Origin of the sequence: Polynucleobacter arcticus (assembly GCF_013307205.1) — a bacterium.
Lineage (GTDB): Bacteria > Pseudomonadota > Gammaproteobacteria > Burkholderiales > Burkholderiaceae > Polynucleobacter > Polynucleobacter arcticus.
The window spans coordinates 1,989,355-2,005,399 of record NZ_CP028940.1 but is presented as its reverse complement, the minus strand read 5'-3'; the positions used below and the strand labels follow the sequence as shown (position 1 = coordinate 2,005,399).

Below are 16,045 nucleotides of genomic sequence, written 5' to 3'. Positions count from 1 at the left end.
AAGTGTGTTCCAATATCTGTTGTAGAAAAGGATATGTATTCCCCTTCATGTTTGATTTAAAAGATATCTCTATTGTGCGTTTGCTCTTGCTACTTTCTGTGAGCCTTCTCTCTGCATGTGCGGCGGGACCAGACTTTAAGCAGCCAGCCGCTCCCAATACATCTACTTACACCGAGACTCCGCTGTCTCAAAAACTAGCGACTGCCCCTGGAGTGCCTGGTGGTACCAATCAAGAGTTTATTGAGGGTGCGGATATTGAAGCTCAGTGGTGGGAATTATTTAAATCTCCCGAGTTAGATGCATTAATTAAAAAGGCTCTTCAACAAAACCCCAACTTAGGTGCTGCAGATGCAGCACTGCGCGCTAGCCAAGAGAATGTCAACGCACAAATTGGCGGACAGTATTTTCCGGCGATTGGCTTAAATGGTGGTGCCGCACGTCAGCTTCAGCCCTCGGCTATCTATGGCTTGCCTTATGGGTCCGATACTTACAACCTCTATAACGCATCAGTGAATGTCACCTATAAGCTAGATATTTTTGGCAGCGCTCGTCGTACGGTTGAAAATGCGAGAGCGCGAGCGGAGATCGCACAGTTCCAATTAGAGGGCGCCTATCTTTCTTTAACGGCCAATATCGTTACTGGTGCTGTTCGTGAAGCAGCTCTGCGCGCCCAGATGCAAGCCACTGAAGAAATTCTGAAAGCGCAAACCAATTTAGCCGAAGTCACAGAAAAGCAATTGGCAATCGGAACAGTTTCTAAAGTTGACGTTACCTCGCAAAGAACTTTAGTGTCCAACTCTCAGGTAGATTTATTTAACTACGAGCGCAATCTCTCTTTTGCGCGCAATCAGTTGGCAGTTTTGGTTGGTGATTTACCCAGTAACGCCAATATCACTCAGTTTGATCTGAAGTCCTTGCGCCTACCAGAGAAGTTGCCATTGTCAGTGCCATCTAGCTTAGTACGTCAACGTCCTGATGTGCGTGCAGCTGAAGCCCAGTTAAAGGCAACCAATGCCTTGGTCGGTGTCGCTACTGCAAACTTGTTGCCACAATTTAATATTACTGGGGCTATTGGCTCTGCAGCTTTAACGAGTAATGCCCTCTTTGGGCCGAATGCGGCTTTATGGTCTGTTGCCGGCGGCATCTTTCAACCACTTTTTCAGGGCGGGCAACTATTGGCACAGCGCAGAGGCGCTATCGCGAATTATGAGCAAGCAGTATTCCAGTATCAAGCTACTACTCTCAAAGCATTCCAGGAGGTAGCCGATGCATTGCGTGCTTTAGAGACGGGTGCTCAGGCCCTGAAGTCGGCATCAGATGCAGAGCGCTACGCTTACGAGACGCTCGAATTAGTGCAACAGCAATATAAATTAGGTACAGCAAGCTACTTGGCTGTTCTCTATTATCAGAATCAATATCAAATTGCTAAAGTCAAATCCGTTTCTGCGCAAGCTACTCGCTTCTCAGACTCAGCAGCATTATTTGCAGCATTAGGTGGAGGCTGGTGGAATCGCACTGGCCCAGCCTTTCAACCAAAAGCCATAGCGAACAAAGATCAACATGAAACTTCTGGAAACAATTAAAACCAAAGTCACTGCTACTGCAGTTGCTTTATGGACTTGGATACTTGCGAAGGCAGTAGAGTGGAAACTGCGCGAGAGGCTCATTGCACTATGGGGAAAAGTAACGGGTTGGTGGGCGCGGTTACGTGAACGATTTGTACGTAGCAAGGTCAACGCTAAACTCCAGTCGATGACTCCTTTGGGTCGTCGCATGACCATTATGTTGTGCGGTGTATTTTTGTTGCTGGGCTTGATCTTTGGCTTTAATCAACTGAAGACATCCTTAATTAAGTATTTCATTGCAGGCATGGGATTGCCTCCTGCAACTGTGTCCACCTTATTGGTTAACTCTTCAGAGTGGCAACCTAAGCTCACCAGCGTCGGCAATGTACGTGCTTACCGAGGCGTTGAGCTCAGTACTGAAATTGGCGGCCTTGTACAAACCGTACCGATTAAATCTGGCATGGATGTAAAAGAAGGTGATTTACTCATCAAGTTAAATGATGTATCGGATATGGCCCAATTAAATTCACTAAAAGCATTAGCGGATTTAGCTAAGGTCATTAATGAGCGTGATAGACAGCAGCTAGAGATTCAGGCGATTAGTAAGAATGTATTTGATACCAGTAAAGCGGATGCGAAATCTAAGCAAGCTCAGGTAGAGCAGCAAATGGCTTTAGTGGCTAAAAAGAATCTAAAAGCCCCATTTAGTGGGCGCGTAGGTATTGTGATGATTAACCCAGGTCAGTACGTGAATCCTGGCGATAAATTACTCACGCTACAAACCTTAGATCCTATTTTTGTTGACTTTACTTTGCCACAAAGTAATGCGGCACAGATTCAGGTGGGCCAAGAAATTACTGTAACGACAGATGCATTTAAAGATGCGAGCTTTACAGGAAAAGTCACCGCAGTGAGTCCCAAGGTAGACACCAATACCCGCAATATTCAGATTGAAGCGCAATTAGCCAATCCGGATAAAAAGATTTTGCCAGGCATGTTTGCTAATGTGAATATCAAGCTGGGTGATGAAGTGAAGTTGCTAACTTTGCCGCAGACCGCCATTACCTACAACCCTTACGGCTCGACAGTGTTTATCGCTAAGCCAACAGGTAAGAAAGATAAGCAAGGCAAGCCTACACTCGAAGCGCAGCAAGTATTTGTGACTACGGGCCTAACGCGCGGCGACCAAGTTGCCATCTTAAAAGGTCTTGAGGAGGGCGCTACAGTGGTAACTAGCGGCCAGCTCAAGTTGAAGAATGGCACGCCACTGATTGTGAATAACAAAGTTCAGCCTGCGAATTCACCAAACCCACAACCACAGGAATAAGTCCTAGATGAATTGGACTGACATATTTATTCGTAGACCAGTACTCTCGCTGGTGGTGAGTGCGCTTGTCTTGGTGTTTGGCTTGAAGGCGGTAGGATCTTTGCCCGTCAACCAGTATCCACAAACACAAAATGCCATTGTTACCATTACGACTGCGTACTATGGTGCAGACCCTGAAACGATTGCTGGATTTATCACGCAACCATTAGAGACGGCGATTGCCCAGTCCCAGGGTATCGATTACTTATCATCGATGAGTGTGAGTGGCTTATCCACAATCACAGCTACCTTAAAACTCAACTACGACTCCAATGCGGCGTTGACGCAGATTCAGACACAAATTAGTTCCGTTAAGAATCAACTGCCACCACAGGCTCAGCAACCGGTGCTGACGGTACAGATTGGTCAGTCGACTGCGGCAATGTATATGGGCTTTTACAGTGATGAGATCCCCAATAATGCGATTACGGATTATTTGTTACGCGTAGTTAAGCCCAAGTTAGATTCAATTGACGGCGTACAAAATGCGGAGATTACTGGCGGTAGAAAGTTTGCTCTGCGCGCTTGGCTCGATCGCGAGAAGATGGCCGGTCTGGGAGTAGGTGCCGATGATGTTTATAGCGCAATGGCCGCTAACAACTACCTTTCGGCAGTAGGTAGCACCAAGGGCGATATGGTGGCTGTCGACTTAGTGGCGGGCACGGATTTACATACGCTCGATGAGTTCCGCAAGCTAGTCATCAAAAAAGATGGCATCAACATTGTTTATTTAGAGCAAGTAGCTACTGTGAGCATGGGCTCTGAGGATTACAACACCAATGTAGCGTTCAGCGGCAAGAGGTCGGTATTCATCGCAATTAAGGTTGCGCCACAAGCCAACCTACTAGATGTTGCTGAGCGTGTGCGTGCCGCAGTGCCTGATATTCAAAAGCAGTTACCCACCGGCATGTCTGGCAAAGTGGTTTACGACTCTACTAAGTTCATCACGACATCAATTGACGAAGTGGTAGCGACCCTGCTAGAGGCGTTGTTGATTGTGACGGTAGTGATCTATTTGTTCTTAGGCAGTGCGCGAGCAGTAGCAGTCCCGGTGATTGCGATGCCCCTTTCTTTAATTGGTACATTCTTCCTCATGCAGATCTTGGGTTACTCCATTAATTTGCTGACACTGCTTGCCTTGGTTTTAGCGATTGGTTTGGTGGTCGACGATGCGATTATTGTGGTCGAGAACGTTGACCGCCATATGAAGGAGGGCAAGTCGCCATTAGAGGCCTCTCTCATTGCTGCACGTGAATTGGGCGGTCCTATTTTGGCAATGACGATTGTGTTGATTGCCGTTTATATTCCGATCGGCTTCCAGGGCGGTCTAACGGGTGCACTCTTTACAGAGTTTGCCTTTACCTTGGCCAGCGCGGTGGCGGTATCGGGATTGATTGCGTTGACGCTCTCTCCCATGATGTGCTCACGGATCTTTACGGAAGCACAAGAGGTCTCACCTTTTGTACAAAAGATTGATCGTATTTTTGATAAGGTGCATCACAGTTATCAAACTACCTTACGTGAACTCTTAAGCACGTGGCAGGTCATTATTGTGATGGGTGCTATTTTGCTGGGTGGTGTTGCGTATCTCTACGCCACGGCTCGTGCTGAACTTGCGCCAACGGAAGATCAGGGTATTGTCCTAATGCAAGCTTCGGGGCCGCCAAATAGCACGGTCAATCAGATGCAGACCTATGCTGATCAGATCTATCAGATATCGGCAGCAGAGCCTGAGTACGAACAGATGTTCCAGATCACTAGTCCAACCAGTAGCTTTGGTGGCGTACTGCTAAAGGATTGGGATCAACGTAGCCGCAATGCTACCAAGTTCCAAGAAGATATGCAGAGTAAGTGGAATACGATTGCTGGTGCTCGTGTGGCGGCTTTTCAGTTCCCGGCTTTACCGGGAGCGCAGGGTCTTCCTGTTCAAGTGGTGATCAACACTACCGAATCTTATGAGCAACTCAATGAAGTGTCTCAGGCAGTCCTAGATAAGGCTCGTCGTAGCGGCAATTTCTTTTTCGTTGACTCGGATTTAAAGATTGATAAGCCTCAAGATGTTCTAGTCATTGATCGTGAAAAAGTTGCGGCACTGGGAATGACTCAGCAGCAGGTGGGCAGCGCTTTATCAGCTGCTTTGGGTGGTGGTTATGTCAATTACTTCTCAGTAGCTGGTCGCTCATATCGTGTGATCCCTCAGGTAAAGCAAGTAGATCGCCTCAACCCCGACCAGATCTTGGATTACTACATCCGTACTCCAAGCGGACAAATGATTCAGGCACGTACGATTGCTAGTATTCAGAAAAAAGTGGTTCCTCAATCCATTAATCATTTTCAGCAACTTAATTCGGCCACGATCTCTGGTGTGAGTACACCATTTATCTCTCAAGCAGATTTGCTGGAGTTCATGCGTCAAACCTTAAAAGAAGTAGCCCCAAATGGCTACGCAATGGACTACGCTGGTCCATCTCGTCAGTTCATGGCCGAGTCTGGGGGCTTTCTGGTCACCATGTTCTTTGCGATCTTGATCGTATTCTTAGTATTGGCTGCCCAGTTTGAGAGCTTCCGCGATCCAATCGTGATCCTAGTGTCAGTCCCGCTGGCTTTATTTGGCGCACTCATCTTTATTAACCTTGGCTTTACTACCCTGAACGTATACACCCAGGTTGGCCTTGTTACTCTGATGGGGCTGATTAGTAAGCACGGTATTTTGATTGTGGAATTTTCTAATGAGTTGCAAGAAGCTGGCCGCACGAAGTTGGATGCGATTGTTGAGGCGAGTAGTGTGCGTCTGCGCCCCATCCTAATGACAACTGCGGCAATGGTATTGGGCGTAGTGCCTCTAGTCATTGCCTCTGGTGCGGGCGCTGCTGGCCGTCAATCCATGGGCATCGTGATCTTTACAGGTTTATCGATTGGCACGCTCTTTACATTGTTTGTTGTGCCGGCAATGTATTTATTTATTGGTACCGATCATCATCAGAAGAAATTCAAGCAACAGTAATTGGATTGTGCGGTAGAAAAGAAAAGGGTGAACTCAGTTCACCCTTTTTATTTGAGAGCCTAACTTACTTCACGATATTGAGTTCTTTTTCAGTCACTACCTGATAGTTCGTCTGAGTTTCTATACGCTGCATCCAGGCATCAATATGATGAAGTTGTGTTCGCGGTCCCGTTTGATCTGGAAAGGTTTCATTTAGCAAAATCCAGCGACTGACGCACAGTGCTAGTGGAATATCGCCAATATGAAAAGCATTGCCAGAGCAATACTGCTGCTTTGAAAGTTGCTGATCTAGTAACGCCAATAGATCACTGGTATCTTGGTAAGCCTTACAAATACTGTCGTAATTACGTTCACTTTCAGGTGTGCGAGTAAGCCCCATAAATGCAACGCGCAATACGGGCCACATGGTTCCTACTTGCCAGTCCATCCACTTCTCAGACTGATACTGACTGGCGATGTCGCTAGGAAAACGTTTTGAGGTGTTGTACTGACGAATGAGGTAACGCAAAATGGTGTTCGACTCCCAAAGGACGAGATCACCATCTTCTAGAGTTGGCACTAGACCATTGGGATTGAGCGCTAGAAATTCAGGGGTGCGATTTTTGCCAAAATGCAGGCCGGCATCAATACGTTTAAAATCCTTACCTTTTTCTAGTCCAAGTTCTGCCAGGCACCAGAGAATCTTTTGCACATTGATAGAGCTCTTTCTCCCCCATAAACGCATCATGAGAATTCCTATTCTGTGTATGTTAAGTTGATGAATCTACGCCAACGAATTGGCTATGCGCAAACACGAGTGGTTGGCTGTCAGGACTATGTTTCAGGTGTAGCACTTTGGCGACGATGATGTTGTGGTCACCGCCAGTATGAACAGATACGGTCTCACATTCAAAGTAGGCGGCACATCCTTCAATTTGAGTGAGACCACTTGCCGCAATTTTGTGCGGAATACTCACGAACTGATCTTCTTTCACAGTAGCGAAATGCATCGCCATCGCTTCTTGTGACCGCTCCAGCACATGGATGAGTTGCTTGTGACCCACTTCAAAGTTAGGCATTAGGCGGGAGTGCTTTTTTAGACTCCATAAAATCAGTGGTGGCTCTAAGGAAACGGTATTAAAGGAGCTGATCGTAATCCCATGGGCATTTTGCTCAGCATCTAAGCAGGTAATTACTGTGACCCCGGTTGCGAAAGAAGAAAATCCTTTGCGTAGCTCTTGAGAGGTAAATGGGGTCATATTATTTTACTTTTCTGCTTACTTCCCTGCGGCTGTCGTCGCAGGTGCTTCGGTAGGAATCGTAGTGCCAGGAATCGGATTAAGGATTTCGTTTTCTTCGGCTTTTACACATTTAAAGCGATATTCTTTGCCGGCTTTAGATAGAAAGCTAGCACCTTGGTAGAAATCATTCTTACAGGCAGTATTAGCAAAATTCATCACATCTTGTGGCGCAGCGCTCGAAGTGATTAAGCGCATATTACCCATAGACATGTTAATTTGGCTGGATGAGCATCCAAGCAACGCTAAACCAGAAATAGCAGTTAATAGTAGAATTTTTTTCATGGAAGCCTCCATAATCAGCAATGCTCGTTAGGATAAACCTATTACGTATCTGTTGTGGAGAATAGGGCACTTTTAAAAGGAAGAAATATGTTTAACGCTATTTTGGTAAATAAAGACGATCAAGGCTATCGTGCTGAGCTTTCTCAGGTGGACGAAGCAAGCCTCCCTGAGGGTGATGTCAAGGTAAAAGTGCTTTACTCCACACTGAATTACAAAGATGGCTTGGCGATTACTGGTAAAGGTCCAGTAGTGCGGAGTTTCCCAATGGTTCCTGGAATTGATTTTGCAGGCGAGGTCTTAGAGAGTGCTAGTCCTGAATTCAAGGTGGGCGATATGGTGCTACTGAACGGCTGGGGCGTCGGCGAAGGACATTGGGGTGGATTAGCACAGCAGGCACGTGTGAAGTCGGAGTGGTTAATTCCATTGCCTAAAGGCTTTACTGCTAAGCAGGCGCTGGCTATCGGTACTGCAGGTTATACGGCGATGTTGTGTGTCATGGCCCTGCAAAAACATGGCCTGAAGCCAAGCGATGGTGAGGTTTTGGTTACTGGTGCGGCTGGTGGCGTCGGAAGTTTTGCAATTACTCTGTTGAGTAAGTTGGGCTTTACTGTTGTAGCAAGCACGGGTCGTATGGCTGAGGCGGAGTACCTGAAGAAGTTGGGTGCTAGCGAGGTTATTGATCGCGCTGCGTTATCGTCACCTGGAAAGCCTTTGGCTAAAGAGCGTTGGGCTGCTGTGGTCGATAGCGTCGGCAGTCATACACTAGCGAATGCGTGCGCCCAAACCAAGAGTGATGGTGCAGTTGCTGCATGCGGCCTTGCACAGGGAATGGATTTTCCATCGAGCGTAGCACCATTCATTTTGCGTGGCGTTACCCTCTACGGCATTAATAGTGTGACCGTGCCAAAAGCAAAACGTATCGCTGCTTACGAGCAACTCAGTAAGCTAGTTGATCTCAATACTTTGGAGGAAATCTCTCACGAAATCAGTCTAGAAGATTCTGTGAAGTACGCTGCTGAACTCATGGCTGGAAATGTTCGTGGTCGCTTAATTGTGAATGTAAATAAATAACAAATAACGAATAACGAATGAGAAATACTGACACTGCTATTCATTATCCCTTCGTGGATGTATTACCCGAGGTGGGTAGTTCAATGGAGCTTGTGCCTGGCGTGCGTTGGTTACGCATGCGCCTTCCTTTTGCTTTAGATCACATCAATCTATGGCTTTTACGTGATGAGTTTGAGGGCGTCCAGGGCTGGACTATTGTGGATTGTGGCATTGCTAATGATGAGACTAAGGCTGCATGGGAGCAGATTTTTGCTACGCAGTTAGACGGCTTGCCTGTATTGAGAGTCATCGCTACTCACATGCATCCAGATCATATTGGGCTCTCTCAGTGGTTGTGCGAGAAATGGAAGGTGCCGCTCTGGATTTCGATGACGGATTACTTGACGGCTCAGTGGCTTAGCCAAAAAGAAGGTGGAGCGGCTGTCGGTGCACGGGCTGGCGGCGGCGGTTCTGCTGATCACTTTCAGAAACACGGCCTCAATGCACCTGAGGATTTAGAAAAAATTCGGGCACGCTCTAATTACTATAGCAATATGGTTCCTGGCGTACCACGCCAATATCGTCGCATCATTGATGGTGAAATGATTTTGATAGGTGGGCATGAATGGCAGGTCATCATGGGCTTTGGCCATGCGCCTGAACATGCCTCACTATTCTGCAAAGATCTTGGGGTAATGATTTCTGGTGACATGTTGTTGCCACGCATTTCAACCAATGTTAGCGTCTACGATGCAGACCCAGATGCAGATCCATTGGGACTGTACCTCAGCTCATTAGATCGCTATCTACCTTTGCCAGATGACACTCTTGTATTGCCATCGCATGGTAAGCCGTTCACAGGAATGAAGCTGCGGATCGATCAACTCAAAGCCCATCATGACGAGCGCTTAGCTGAGACTATCGAAGCATGCCAAAAACCGGCTACTGCTCGTGAGATCGTGCCAGTGCTATTTAAGCGCGAGTTAGATATTCACCAAATGACATTCGCCATGGGTGAGGCTATTGCCCACCTGAATTACCTACTTCGTCGAGGAAGGTTGAGTCGCCAGCTTTGCGACGACGGGGTGTTGCGGTTTTGCGTGATTTAGTCGCCTTTGTCCCAGATTTTTCGGTAGATCCAGATCCAGTAGCAGCAGCTGAGGCGGAAACCGCGTCGCCAAACGATTTGAGTGCCATCATGGTGGCATGTTGTACTTCTAAGCCTTGAATGGTGGATTTCAGGATATTGAGATTAAGATTAAGCCAGTTTTCGACGCTTTTGAGGTCTTTGATGCGCTTCTCTAGTTCATCAGTATCAAGCCCCGGAAATGCAGAGCCAAAGCATCCTGCGGCCTTAGAGGCATCTGTAGTGAAGGGGAATTGACCTGGCTGCCCTGCTGCAGCTTGACCCCACATGGTTTTCATCATTTCAAGGCTTTGATTGAATTCTGGGATAGTTCCAAACATAGGGGGCTCCGGGTCAGATAAAAATAGCTTATTACCAATACAATGTTAGATTCTAGAGATTATTCCCGGCTACGCAATGCAATCTAATGGTTTATCCCAGCCTTACACCCGTGGTCAGGCGCTACCCGAGCTACTTAAGCAGCGCATTCTGATATTGGATGGCGCCATGGGCACCATGATTCAGCAATATAAATTGACTGAAGCGGATTACCGTGGCCTACCTGGTAGTGTTCGATTTTCAGATCATCCAGATGACATCAAGGGCAATAACGAACTGTTGGTGCTGACGCAGCCCCAAATTATTAGCAAGATTCACGAGCAGTACTTAGATGCTGGCGCAGACATTATTGAAACTAATACTTTTGGTGCCACCTCGGTAGCTCAAGAAGATTACAAGATGGCTAGTTTGGCGCGTGAAATGAATATTGTTTCGGCTCAATTGGCCCGCGCGGCTTGTGAAAAATACAGCACGCCAGAGAAGCCTCGTTTTGCGGCGGGTGCAATTGGACCTACGCCAAAGACGGCAAGTATTTCCCCAGATGTAAATGACCCCGGTGCACGTAATGTGAGCTTTGATGTCTTACGCGCTTCTTATCGTGAGCAGATCGAAGGTCTTTTTGAAGGCGGCGTGGATTTATTTTTAGTGGAAACTATTTTCGATACGCTCAATGCTAAAGCTGCACTGTTTGCACTAGATGAATTCTTTGAAGAAACTGGTGAACGCTTACCAGTAATGATTTCAGGAACAGTCACTGATGCCTCTGGCCGGATTTTGTCTGGTCAAACAGTCGAAGCATTTTGGAATAGCTTGCGTCATATCAAGCCACTCACTTTTGGTTTGAATTGCGCCCTAGGCGCCGCACTGATGCGCCCATATATTGCTGAGCTCGCTCGTATCTGTGATGCCGCAGTATCTTGCTATCCGAATGCGGGTTTACCTAATCCAATGAGTGACACTGGCTTTGATGAAACGCCTGATATTACTTCAAGCTTGGTAGATGGTTTTGCAAAAGATGGTTTAGTTAATCTCGTGGGTGGCTGCTGTGGAACCACGCCGGATCATATTCGCGCAATTGCTAACGCAGTAGCAAAGCGTAAGCCACGTGTCTTCTATCGTGAGAGTGCTGGGGAATCAGCATGAGCACTCAAGAAAATAAATCAGTTATGTCAGCTATGAAGCTTTCAGGACTAGAGCCTTTTAACGTCACCGCTGATATCCGTTTTGTAAATATTGGTGAGCGTACCAACGTTACCGGCTCCAAAGCGTTTTCTCGCATGATTCTCAATAATCAATTTGACGAGGCGCTGGCCGTAGCAAGACAGCAAGTTGAGAATGGCGCTCAAGTCATTGATATCAATATGGATGAAGCGATGTTGGATTCTGAGGCGGCGATGACACGCTTCTTAAATCTGATTGCATCTGAGCCTGATATTGCTCGTGTGCCCATCATGGTTGACTCATCCAAGTGGAGCGTCATCGAGGCTGGCTTGAAATGTATTCAGGGTAAGCCAATTGTCAATTCAATTTCCTTGAAAGAGGGTGAAGAACCCTTTAGAAAACAGGCGCGTTTAATTCGTCGTTATGGCGCTGCTACTGTCGTCATGGCATTTGATGAGGCTGGTCAGGCCGATACCTTTCAGCGTAAGACGGAAATTTGCCAGCGTTCCTATGAGCTTCTGGTGAATGAGATTGGTTTTCCGGCTGAAGACATTATTTTTGATCCCAATATCTTTGCTATTGCTACTGGTATTGAGGAGCATGACAACTACGCGGTTGATTTTATTAATGCCACTCGCTGGATTAAGGAAAATCTACCGGGAGCAAAGATTAGCGGTGGTGTATCCAACGTCAGCTTTTCATTCCGCGGTAATGATCGCGTACGTGAGGCTATTCATACTGTGTTCTTGTATCACGCTATTCAAGCGGGCATGGACATGGGTATTGTTAATGCAGGGCAGCTTGGCGTCTATGCAGATTTAGACCCTGAATTACGTGAGCGTGTTGAGGATGTAGTACTCAACCGTTTTAAAGAAAAAGAAGGTAAGACCCCAACCGAGCGTTTGCTTGATATCGCCGACCAATTTAAAGGTGGCGGTGCAAAGCAGGTTGAGAATCTTGTATGGCGTGAATCTCCAGTGCGCGAGCGTTTAACGCATGCCCTAGTGCACGGCATCACGAATTTCATTGAAGATGATACTGAAGAGTTGCGCGCGCAAATCATGGGTGCAGGCGGCAGGCCGATAGAAGTCATTGAAGGTCCGCTCATGGATGGCATGAATGTCGTTGGCGACTTGTTTGGTGATGGGAAGATGTTCTTGCCACAAGTAGTCAAAAGCGCACGTGTGATGAAGCAGGCCGTCGCTATTTTGATTCCCTATATTGAAGAAGAGAAGCGTCTGCACGTTGCCTCTGGTGGTGAAGCAAAAGCTAAGGGCAAGATTGTCATGGCTACCGTGAAGGGTGATGTACACGACATTGGTAAAAACATTGTGACTGTTGTGTTGCAGTGTAATAACTTCGAAGTTGCCAATATGGGTGTGATGGTTCCTTGTGCAGAGATTCTGAAGCGTGCCAAAGAAGAAAAGGCAGATATTGTCGGTTTGTCTGGTTTGATCACACCTTCACTGGAAGAGATGACTTATGTCGCGCAAGAAATGCAGCGTGATGATTATTTCCGTGAGCGCCAGATTCCGTTGATGATTGGTGGTGCAACGACCTCCCGTGTTCACACAGCCGTCAAGATCGCTCCACACTACGATGGTCCAGTAGTCTATGTTCCAGATGCCTCCCGTTCCGTATCAGTAGCATCGAGCTTACTTTCCGATGAGAGCGCTAAGAAATTTATTCAAGATTTGCGTGATGACTATGTTCGAATTCGTGAGCAACATGCAAACAAAAAAGCGTCCCCCACGATTTCATTAGAAGCTGCGCGTAAGAATCGCGAGCTAATTGATTGGACTCATTACGTACCTGAGAAGCCAAAATTTATTGGGCGTCGCATTTTCAAGAGTTTCGCTTTAAGTGATATCGCTAAATACATTGACTGGACACCGTTCTTTCAAACTTGGGATTTAGCCGGTAAGTTCCCGGCAATCCTCGATGATGAAATCGTTGGCGTAGAGGCGCGTAAAGTCTTTGAAGACGGCCAGGCACTATTGGATAAGTTAATCAAGGGTCAGTGGTTACAAGCCGATGCGGTAGTAGCTTTCTATCCAGCCAACACAATTGGCGATGATATTGTTTTATATAGTGATGAATCCCGCGAGCACCCACTATTTGTTTGGCATAACTTACGTCAACAGGCTGAGCGTCCAATAGTTGACGGCGTCCGTCGACCTAATCGTTGCCTGGCAGACTATGTAGCCCCGAAAGATTCGAATGTTGCGGATTACCTGGGCTGCTTTGCAGTGACGACTGGCCATGGCGTTGAAAAAAAGGTTGCAGAGTTTCAGGCGAAACACGATGACTACAGCGCAATCATGTTGCAATCTTTGGCTGATCGTTTAGCGGAAGCATTTGCAGAGCTGATGCACCACCGTGTTCGTACCGATCTTTGGGCATATGCGACCGATGAGATTTTGACGAACGAACAGATGATTAACGAGGAATATCGCGGCATTCGTCCGGCTCCCGGCTACCCAGCCTGTCCAGCGCATGAAGTGAAAAAAGATCTACTGCGCGTGATTGGTTCTGAAGATATTGGGATGACCTTGACAGAGTCTATGGCCATGAATCCAGCTTCTAGCGTTAGCGGTTTCTACCTAGCTCACCCAGAGGCACGCTACTTTAATGTGGGTAAGGTTTCTGCCGACCAGATTGCGGATCTGGCTAAGCGCCGTGATGAGTCTATTGAGGATGTGCGTCGCCAGTTGGCTAGTTCAATCGATTAAATACCGATTAAGCACCAATTAAACGCCCCACACCACCGGCTCTTCTTTAGCCTTAGCTTGTTTCATCAGCTCTAAAAAAGGGTAGGCGCGTTGTCCAAGCCTGTCGGCTAGCCTTGGCTTTTCAGCATTATCTTGTTCGGTGGTATTACCTTTAGCTCGTTCCTCAAGGTCTTTGAGGATGGCAGTTTCTAGGGAGCTAATGAGGAGGGGTAATTGCTCTACTGTCAAAATCCCTCTGGGCTCTAAGGGGCGAGCCAAAATATCAAATATCCGTTGGGTCAGGTCAGCCAACATAATCACGTCTGGACCCGCTTTGGAGCGAAATTGATAGATCATTTCAATAGCTTACCACCTGATAAACTCACTTATCTATGTTGTTAACTAATAAAAATCGTTTAATTGAAATGCTCGGTGCTGCGCTGCAAGGCTTGGCTCAGGAGCGTGGCTTAGGTGAGGCGCCCCAGCCGCGCTTGGAACGCCCTAAGGCAGTGGATCATGGGGATGTCGCATGCAATATCGCCCTTCAGCTCTCTAAGGCCTGGAAACTGAATCCTCGAGAACTGGCTCAAGCTTTGGTTGAGCGTTTAGAGCAACAAACGGGATATAGCGACCTGATTGCCTCTTGCGACATCGCTGGCCCTGGGTTTATTAACTTTCGCCTGAGCAATACCGCTAAAACGGCAGTAGTTCAAGAGGTGCTGACAGCCGGTTCCCAGTTTGGCCAATTGGCTCCTGAGAATGCGCCTGCACCTAGCGCGATGATTGAGTTTGTGTCAGCCAACCCTACTGGCCCTTTGCATGTGGGTCACGGCCGCCAGGCCGCCCTGGGTGATGCGCTAGCTAATTTATTGGCAACTCAGGGTATCAAAGTGCATCGTGAGTTTTATTACAACGATGCCGGCGTGCAGATTGCTAATTTAGCTCTATCTGTACAAGCGCGTTTAAATGGCTTGAAGCCAGGTGATACCGCATGGCCAGAGAATGCCTATAACGGTGAATACATTGCTGAGATTGCGAGTGCTTATAAAGTAGCCCCTGGCTTTCGAGATGACTTATCCGATGTAGAAAAGACGGAGGCGATTCGTCAATTTGCAGTTACTTACTTGCGTAATGAACAAGACATCGATTTGAAAATCTTTGGTGTGAAGTTCGATTGCTATTACTTGGAGTCTTCCTTGTATACCGATGGCAGTGTTGCAAAAATCGTTGAAGAATTAGAGAGCATTGGCAAGACCTATGAGTCTGAAGGCGCACTTTGGCTCAAGACCACTGATGATGGCGATGACAAAGATCGCGTCATGCGTAAGTCCGATGGCACTTTTACTTACTTTGTCCCTGATGTGGCATATCACACCAGTAAGTGGAATCGTGGCTTTCAGAAAGTGATTAATGTGCAAGGCAGCGATCACCACGGTACGATCGCCCGGGTACGCTCTGGCTTGCAGGGAGTTGCACAGAAGCGGGGTTGGGATATTCCTAAAACCTATCCAGACTATGTTCTACATAAGATGGTCACAGTGATGCGTCATGGCGAGGAAGTAAAAATTTCTAAACGTGCAGGCTCATACGTGACTGTACGTGACTTAGTTGAGTGGTCTGGTGGTATTACGCCAGAGATGACTGCTGATGAGCGTGAGCTTGCATTACAGCGTGGACGAGATGCTGTGCGTTTTTTCCTTATCTCTCGCAAGGCCGATACCGAATTTGTCTTTGACATTGATTTAGCATTGCAGCAAAACGATGAGAATCCCGTGTTCTATGTGCAATATGCCCATGCACGTATTTGCTCGATCTTGACTCAATGGGGCGGGCAGGCATCCGATCTAAAGGGCGCAGATCTCTCTTTATTGCAAAGTAAGGCTTCTGACCATCTACTCCGTCGCCTTGCTGAGTATCCAGAAATGCTCACTGATGCCGCTGCAGACTTGGCGCCCCATGCTTTAGCTTTTTACCTGCGAGATCTAGCGGGAGACTTCCATACCTTCTACAACGCAGATCGCGTCTTAGTGGATGATGCTGCATTGAAGTTAGCTCGCTTGGCTTTGCTCTCAGCGACTCGCCAAGTTCTTGAAAATGGTTTAAAAGTATTGGGTGTTTCAGCACCCGCTAAGATGTAATCTATGGGTGTTGAGTAGCGCTA

General features: G+C 47.2%; 13 protein-coding genes. 8 read left to right on the top strand and 5 right to left on the bottom strand.

The window, feature by feature from the left end; all coding sequences use genetic code 11:
• Nucleotides 1–47 precede the first annotated feature (47 nt).
• The 3 genes from DN92_RS10135 to DN92_RS10125 all read left to right on the top strand — a co-directional run bounded on the left by DN92_RS10135 (nt 48) and on the right by DN92_RS10125 (nt 5,935).
• Nucleotides 48–1,583 carry an efflux transporter outer membrane subunit gene (locus tag DN92_RS10135; RefSeq protein ID WP_173961122.1) on the top strand — a complete coding sequence of 512 codons (1,536 nt, stop codon included), beginning with the start codon at nt 48–50 and terminating at the stop codon, nt 1,581–1,583.
• A gap of 169 nt (nt 1,584–1,752) precedes the next feature.
• Entirely contained in the window at nt 1,753–2,892 is a 1,140-nt protein-coding gene (locus DN92_RS10130) for an efflux RND transporter periplasmic adaptor subunit (protein ID WP_254598392.1), read from the top strand.
• 7 nt (nt 2,893–2,899) lie between these two features.
• Nucleotides 2,900–5,935 carry an efflux RND transporter permease subunit gene (locus DN92_RS10125; RefSeq protein WP_173961120.1) on the top strand — a complete coding sequence of 1,012 codons (3,036 nt, stop codon included), beginning with the start codon at nt 2,900–2,902 and terminating at the stop codon, nt 5,933–5,935.
• 64 nt (nt 5,936–5,999) lie between these two features.
• On the opposite strand, the gene DN92_RS10120 is transcribed toward DN92_RS10125, so the two are convergent.
• The 3 genes from DN92_RS10120 to DN92_RS10110 are packed head-to-tail and all read right to left on the bottom strand — an operon-like array spanning nt 6,000 to nt 7,497.
• Nucleotides 6,000–6,662 carry a glutathione S-transferase family protein gene (locus DN92_RS10120; protein ID WP_173961119.1) on the bottom strand — a complete coding sequence of 221 codons (663 nt, stop codon included), beginning with the start codon at nt 6,660–6,662 and terminating at the stop codon, nt 6,000–6,002.
• Between the two features lie 22 nt (nt 6,663–6,684).
• The gene (locus DN92_RS10115) at nt 6,685–7,173 is read right to left on the bottom strand and encodes a flavin reductase family protein (protein ID WP_173961118.1); all 489 of its coding nucleotides are present in this window, start codon (nt 7,171–7,173) and stop codon (nt 6,685–6,687) included.
• Between the two features lie 18 nt (nt 7,174–7,191).
• Nucleotides 7,192–7,497, bottom strand: coding sequence for a hypothetical protein (locus DN92_RS10110; protein ID WP_173961117.1), 306 nt, complete (start codon nt 7,495–7,497; stop codon nt 7,192–7,194).
• Nucleotides 7,498–7,584: 87 nt separating this feature from the next.
• Here DN92_RS10110 and acuI point away from each other — a divergent pair, with 87 nt between their 5' ends.
• Nucleotides 7,585–8,568, top strand: coding sequence for an acrylyl-CoA reductase (NADPH) (gene acuI, locus DN92_RS10105; RefSeq protein ID WP_173961116.1), 984 nt, complete (start codon nt 7,585–7,587; stop codon nt 8,566–8,568).
• 17 nt (nt 8,569–8,585) lie between these two features.
• Nucleotides 8,586–9,656 (top strand): MBL fold metallo-hydrolase, encoded by a 1,071-nt coding sequence (locus DN92_RS10100; RefSeq protein WP_173961115.1) that lies wholly within the window; start codon nt 8,586–8,588, stop codon nt 9,654–9,656.
• Here DN92_RS10100 and DN92_RS10095 read toward each other — a convergent pair.
• Nucleotides 9,568–10,014 (bottom strand): PhaM family polyhydroxyalkanoate granule multifunctional regulatory protein, encoded by a 447-nt coding sequence (locus tag DN92_RS10095; protein ID WP_173961114.1) that lies wholly within the window; start codon nt 10,012–10,014, stop codon nt 9,568–9,570. The two genes, DN92_RS10100 and DN92_RS10095, sit on opposite strands and share 89 nt — an antisense overlap.
• Nucleotides 10,015–10,090: 76 nt before the next feature.
• On the opposite strand from DN92_RS10095, the gene DN92_RS10090 reads away from it, so the two are divergent.
• Together DN92_RS10090 and metH are read left to right on the top strand one after the other, a co-directional pair.
• On the top strand, nt 10,091–11,155 hold the full coding sequence (locus tag DN92_RS10090) for a homocysteine S-methyltransferase family protein (RefSeq protein WP_173961113.1): 1,065 nt from the start codon (nt 10,091–10,093) through the stop codon (nt 11,153–11,155).
• Entirely contained in the window at nt 11,152–13,905 is a 2,754-nt protein-coding gene (gene metH / locus DN92_RS10085; RefSeq protein ID WP_173961112.1) for a methionine synthase, read from the top strand. The genes DN92_RS10090 and metH overlap by 4 nt, the downstream gene beginning before the upstream one ends.
• Nucleotides 13,906–13,923: 18 nt before the next feature.
• Here metH and DN92_RS10080 read toward each other — a convergent pair whose 3' ends face one another.
• The gene (locus DN92_RS10080; RefSeq protein WP_173961111.1) at nt 13,924–14,241 is read right to left on the bottom strand and encodes a DUF1840 domain-containing protein; all 318 of its coding nucleotides are present in this window, start codon (nt 14,239–14,241) and stop codon (nt 13,924–13,926) included.
• A gap of 35 nt (nt 14,242–14,276) precedes the next feature.
• Here DN92_RS10080 and argS point away from each other — a divergent pair, with 35 nt between their 5' ends.
• Nucleotides 14,277–16,022, top strand: coding sequence for an arginine--tRNA ligase (gene argS / locus DN92_RS10075; protein ID WP_173961110.1), 1,746 nt, complete (start codon nt 14,277–14,279; stop codon nt 16,020–16,022).
• Nucleotides 16,023–16,045: the final 23 nt, after the last annotated feature.

Excerpts from the sequence above, each read along its gene's own strand:
- DN92_RS10135 (WP_173961122.1), top strand. The coding sequence starts at position 48 with ATGTTTGATTTAAAAGATATCTCTATTGTGCGTTTGCTCTTGCTACTT.
- DN92_RS10130 (WP_254598392.1), top strand. The coding sequence starts at position 1,753 with ATGACTCCTTTGGGTCGTCGCATGACCATTATGTTGTGCGGTGTATTT.
- DN92_RS10125 (WP_173961120.1), top strand. The coding sequence starts at position 2,900 with ATGAATTGGACTGACATATTTATTCGTAGACCAGTACTCTCGCTGGTG.
- DN92_RS10120 (WP_173961119.1), bottom strand. The coding sequence starts at position 6,662 with ATGATGCGTTTATGGGGGAGAAAGAGCTCTATCAATGTGCAAAAGATT.
- DN92_RS10115 (WP_173961118.1), bottom strand. The coding sequence starts at position 7,173 with ATGACCCCATTTACCTCTCAAGAGCTACGCAAAGGATTTTCTTCTTTC.
- DN92_RS10110 (WP_173961117.1), bottom strand. The coding sequence starts at position 7,497 with ATGAAAAAAATTCTACTATTAACTGCTATTTCTGGTTTAGCGTTGCTT.
- acuI (WP_173961116.1), top strand. The coding sequence starts at position 7,585 with ATGTTTAACGCTATTTTGGTAAATAAAGACGATCAAGGCTATCGTGCT.
- DN92_RS10100 (WP_173961115.1), top strand. The coding sequence starts at position 8,586 with ATGAGAAATACTGACACTGCTATTCATTATCCCTTCGTGGATGTATTA.
- DN92_RS10095 (WP_173961114.1), bottom strand. The coding sequence starts at position 10,014 with ATGTTTGGAACTATCCCAGAATTCAATCAAAGCCTTGAAATGATGAAA.
- DN92_RS10090 (WP_173961113.1), top strand. The coding sequence starts at position 10,091 with ATGCAATCTAATGGTTTATCCCAGCCTTACACCCGTGGTCAGGCGCTA.
- metH (WP_173961112.1), top strand. The coding sequence starts at position 11,152 with ATGAGCACTCAAGAAAATAAATCAGTTATGTCAGCTATGAAGCTTTCA.
- DN92_RS10080 (WP_173961111.1), bottom strand. The coding sequence starts at position 14,241 with ATGATCTATCAATTTCGCTCCAAAGCGGGTCCAGACGTGATTATGTTG.
- argS (WP_173961110.1), top strand. The coding sequence starts at position 14,277 with ATGTTGTTAACTAATAAAAATCGTTTAATTGAAATGCTCGGTGCTGCG.